Source organism: Acinetobacter sp. 228 (assembly GCF_048147885.1).
In genome coordinates, this window is sequence record NZ_JAYWYV010000613.1 from 1 (window position 1) to 1,025 (window position 1,025).

1 protein-coding gene is annotated in these 1,025 nt (G+C 38.5%); it reads left to right on the forward strand.

Annotated elements, in window-relative coordinates:
• Positions 1-77: 77 nt before the first annotated feature.
• On the forward strand, positions 78-1,025 hold a 948-nt coding region (gene tauA / locus VXQ92_RS21285; RefSeq protein ID WP_416683099.1), incomplete at its 3' end, for a taurine ABC transporter substrate-binding protein.

Here is a 1,025-nt window from a genome sequence, read left to right on the forward strand (position 1 = left end):
TTATAAAAACCAGATAAGCAACTCATATTTTTTTATTTTTCATTATAAGGCCAGCTGCATACCATGAGCTTATATTATTGAAAGATCATGAAATTATGAGCACGAAGACCAAACCGTTGATTATCACGGCAATTGTTATAGTCGCAATTGTTGCATTTATCGTATGGCAAAATAAAAAAGACAATAATACAAGTGCTTCAGTTCGTGACAATAAACCTGTCGTGATTGCTTATCAAACTGGGGTTGACCCAAGCAAAGTTGCACAGGCGAATGGAGACTATGAAAAACATAGTCAACGTACTATTCAATGGAAAAAATTTGATGCGGGTTCAGATGTTGTCAATGCTCTGGCTTCAGGTGATGTCGTACTTGGTAATATTGGTTCAAGCCCACTTGCTGCCGCGGCAAGCCGTAATTTACCGATTGAAGTATTCTTAATTACTTCAAAACTTGGTGCATCTGAAGCACTCGTAGTGAGTAATAAATCAGGCATTAAAACTCCTCAAGATTTAATTGGCAAAACCATTGCTGTACCGTTTGTTTCGACAACCCATTACAGCCTTTTGTCTGCACTTAAACATTGGAACATTCCAGAAGACAAAGTAAAAATTATTAACTTGCGTCCACCTGAAATTTCAGCTGCTTGGGAACGTGGTGATATTGATGCTGCCTATGTGTGGGAACCTGCTTTAAGTAAAGCCAAAGCATCTGGTACGGTTTTAACCGACTCAAAACAAGTCGGTGAATGGGGTGCTCCAACTTATGACTTATGGGTTGTACGTAAAGACTTTGCAGAGAAAAATCCTGACTTTTTGAAAGCTTTTGTCCAAACCACACTTGAGCAACTCGAAAAATATAACCAAGACCCAGCCGCTTACGTTAAAGATGCCGATAACGTGCAAAAAATTGCGCAGCTCACAGGTTCTGATGCAAAAGATATCCCGCTTTTATTAAGTGGAAATATTTATCTTGACCACGCTCAGCAAAAACAAACATTAGATGGTGAATTTGCGCAAAATATTTTT